The organism is Shewanella sp. 11B5 (assembly GCF_002836795.1).
Classification (GTDB): Bacteria; Pseudomonadota; Gammaproteobacteria; order Enterobacterales; family Shewanellaceae; genus Shewanella; species Shewanella frigidimarina.
In genome coordinates, this window is record NZ_PJAP01000591.1 from 1 (window position 1) to 3975 (window position 3975).

Annotated in this window: 3 protein-coding genes; all 3 read left to right on the forward strand. The window is 50.9% G+C overall.

The window, feature by feature from the left end; translation table 11 throughout:
* Window positions 1-1060 (forward strand): complex I subunit 5 family protein (locus CXF78_RS13735; protein ID WP_102037115.1); only part of this gene is annotated, 1060 nt, incomplete at its 5' end.
* Window positions 1060-2553: a complex I subunit 5 family protein gene (locus tag CXF78_RS13740; protein ID WP_102037116.1), complete on the forward strand. Its 1494-nt coding sequence runs from the start codon at window positions 1060-1062 to the stop codon at window positions 2551-2553. The genes CXF78_RS13735 and CXF78_RS13740, both read left to right, overlap by 1 nt.
* Window positions 2553-3854, forward strand: coding sequence for a proton-conducting transporter transmembrane domain-containing protein (locus tag CXF78_RS13745; protein ID WP_102037117.1), 1302 nt, complete (start codon window positions 2553-2555; stop codon window positions 3852-3854). Before CXF78_RS13740 ends, CXF78_RS13745 begins: the two co-directional genes overlap by 1 nt.
* The last annotated feature ends 121 nt before the right edge of the window (window positions 3855-3975 follow it).

A 3975-nucleotide genomic window follows, 5' to 3' on the forward strand; every position in this document is an offset into this window, starting at 1 on the left:
AGATATCTTCAATCTCTATGTCACACTGGAATTACTGGGATTAACGGCAGTGGCCCTTGTGGCATTAGCAGGTGGCGCCGACGCCTTGATTGCAGCAATGCGTTATCTATTGGTAAGCCTACTGGGCTCCTTGTTCTATCTGTTGGGCGTTGCCCTTACCTACCACAGTGTTGGTAGTCTGGACATTGCAATACTAGCACAACGAGTAGAACCGTCACCTGCGATGTGGGCGGCGGTGGGATTGATAAGTACCGGCCTACTGCTCAAAACAGCGCTTTTCCCAATGCATTTTTGGTTACCGCCCGCCCATGCTTCAGCCCCAGCCCCCGTGAGCGCGCTTATGTCCGCATTGGTGGTCAAAGCTTCCTTCTATATTCTGCTACGCATGTGGCTGGAGTTCTTTCAAACGCAGGATGGTGCATTTGCCAATTTACTCGGATTGCTCGGCGCGTTAGCGGTCCTTTGGGGCGGAATTCAAGCACTGCGCCAAACACGGCTAAAATTACTTATTGCCTACTCGACAGTATCGCAACTGGGCTATCTGTTTCTGGCTTTTCCGTTGGGGACTAGTCTTGCCTGGAAGGGAGCACTATATATGTTATTTTCCCATGCTATGGCTAAGGCGGCGATGTTCATGGCGGCGGGTAATATTCAGTGTTTTGCGGGACATGACCGCATAGCGGAGCTCGGCTCAATAACCCAACGTCTGCCGCTGACATTGACGGCATTCGCCCTAGCGGGTATCAGCCTTATGGGGCTACCGCCCAGCGGTGGATTCATTGGCAAGTGGTTATTACTGCAGGCATCAATAGAATCCGGACAGTGGTGGTGGGGAATTATTCTGCTCCTTGGTGGATTTCTGGCCGCTGGCTATGTATTCAAAGTCATTGCTCATGTGTTTACTCATGACGAACCAACAAGCCGAACGGTAACATTACCGGCCACGATGGAGTGGAGCGCTTTGGGGTTGGCTTTAATAGCAGTGCTCTTGGGCTTGTTCACATACTGGCCGCTGGCAATGTTAGAAATGGGTTCCCCCTTTGGCACAGGACATAGCTGATGAATTGGAGTACGGCTCTACCCTTGTTGATCCTCACCAGCTCTTTCTTGCCGGGGCTGATAATTTTCTGCTTGCCCGAGGATCGTGTCGTCACCCGCACAATGCTTAATCTGGCAGGTGCGCTATTTAAGATTGTGCTGGTCGGGGGAATGTTTTGGGGCATATTACATGGCTATCATTTTGAGGCTCGTCTAACCCTCTTACCAGGACTCGATTTGGTTCTGCGTTCTGGCCCATTGGCGATGCTTTTCGTGACACTTTCTTCCGGACTGTGGCTGGTCACTACCGTTTATGCCGTTGGATATCTGGAGGGTTCACCTCATCGCAGCCGCTTTTTTGGCTTCTTCAGTCTGTGTGTTACTGCCACGACAGGTGTTGCCCTTGCGGGGAATTTGATTACCTTCCTGCTATTTTATGAACTACTTACTCTTTGCACTTACCCACTGATCGTACACCGCGGAACCGAAATCGCACGCCAGGCCGGCAGAAATTACCTTATCTACACTATCATCGGAGGCGCATTGCTACTGCTGTCTTCTGTGTGGTTGTATACGCTTGCCGGCACTCTGGAGTTCACCAACCGCGGTTTTTTGTCCGGTCTTGATGCCTCTTTGCACCCAACGCTGATGATAATCTTCTGCTTGTTGATTGCCGGATTGGGGGTAAAAGCGGCTTTGGTCCCCCTACATGGCTGGTTACCGCAGGCCATGGTTGCCCCAGCGCCTGTAAGTGCACTGCTGCACGCCGTGGCAGTGGTAAAGGCGGGCGCATTCGGCATAATACGGGTTGTTTACGATGTGTATGGCATTGAGTTTGCCAACAGTTTGGGGCTAACCTTACCCCTAGCAATACTGGCTGCTGTGACCATAATTTATGGCTCGCTGCGCGCCTTATTTCAGGACGAACTTAAACGTCGACTCGCATTTTCTACAGTCAGCCAAGTGTCCTATATAGTGCTAGGCATAGCGCTTGCCAGTCCTATCGCGACGCTGGGAGGACTGATCCACCTGGTGCATCAGGGAGTGCAAAAAATCACCCTTTTTATGTGCGCAGGTAACCTCGCCGAGACCCTAGGGATTCATAAAATCAGCGAGATGAACGGGGTCGGACGTCGGATGCCTTGGACCATGGCGGCATTCACCATTGGCGCCTTCGGTATGATAGGTGCCCCGCCGCTCGCAGGTTTTTTTAGCAAATGGTATCTAGGACTGGGGGCATTGGACGCAGGACAGGGCTGGGTGATATATGTTCTGGCGGTAAGTAGTGCCCTCAATGCCGCCTACTTTTTACCCATATTGTATACTGCTTGGTTTAAGGCCCCTCCCGATAGCTGGCCGGCCGAACGATCTTTTGGAAACAAAGAGACGGCTTGGACATTACTTGTCCCCCCCATAGTTACTGCACTGTTGACATTGGCTTTGGGGCTTTTGGCATTTGCACCGTTTAACCTATTGGAATGGACTCGATTAATTGTGAGTCGAGGATTTGCCTAATGAACGCCATAGTGAGTGTATCCCTACTTTTATCAGCACTAGGCCTGCCGCTGCTGTTGGCGTTCCCTGCACTGCATACTCACCTACCCAGACCGATACATATGGCGCTGTTGCCAGCTGCTACGCTTGTGTTTATTCCTGTGGATTTTGCTATTGAACTGCCCTGGTTTTGGCTGGGCGCTGGGTTGGGTATCGACGCGCTATCCCGCTGGTGGCTGGCTATGTCGGTGGTGGTGTGGGGCGTTGGAGCAGCCTTTGTGCCTACTCCAGCCAAACGTGACGGCTATAATCCACAGACTAGCTTACTGCTATTATTTCTAGTGGGGCAGATTGGCGCAGTGCTGGCAACGGATATGATTGTCTTCTTCAGCTTTACGACTCTGATGAGCTACGCGTGTATTGGCCTCTTGCTTACTCATGGTGACGAAACTACTCGCCGCGCTGGGCGGATATATCTGGTGCTACTGATCCTAGCAGACATCCTACTATTCGAGGCCGTGATGATGGCCACCGCTACAACAAAATATCTGGACTTCGCTACCCTAACCAAAGCAATGACGCTATCAGAGTCATCATCTTTTTATCTGTCGATGGTAATTGTCGGTATCGCCCTCAAGGTAGGAGTGTGGCCATTACATCGATGGCTATCTTTGTCTTATTACTCGGTTCGGCCGGCGATGGCGCTGCTGTTGTGGCTAGGCCCCGTCACCACGGGCTTGCTTTGTGGCCTGCGTTGGTTGCCGTTGGGTGAACTTGCCGCACCCATGGCTGGAGCTGTGCTGCTAGCGATCGGCTTTGCGACAATCTTTTATGCCATGCTGTCAGTTTCGCGGGTTCAATGGAAACAGCGACTTATCTGTGTTTTCTTCATTGCGACGGGAAGCTTTGTTATAGGCTTGGGGACGGGGCTGATCAAACCTGCCCTATGGAATCAATATGGAGACTCAGCCCATGTCTTCATTGCCTATCTAGGATGGGGGCTGGCATTGATGACCGCAGGGCTTGAGTGGTTCAAGGATGAAGGGGAAACATCCGGATCGAGCAATGAGAACCTGACGGAATTGTCTGTAGAGCGTTGGTTTGATGCCTTCATTCGTTGGGGAGGGAGGATGGGAAACGAGACTTTGCCAGAACTTCGCTCTTCATGGTTTGCCAGATGTAAGGGACTCTGGCAAAAGCGAGGATGCCAGAACACGTTCGGCACCGGTGAATACTTTTTGCAGCGTTGGTCAATTGCGACCACTCTATTTATACTCTTAGTTATTGTGACTCTGGTTCTTTTGCTGCTGGATGCTATGTAGACTCAGTAAGACAAGTTACTTAATAGAACATAATAAAATTGGATTAGAACCTGAAGTATCCCTACGAATTTAATAACTAGCTTGTGGATCCTTGATTAAATCTTGCATCATCTTAACTCCT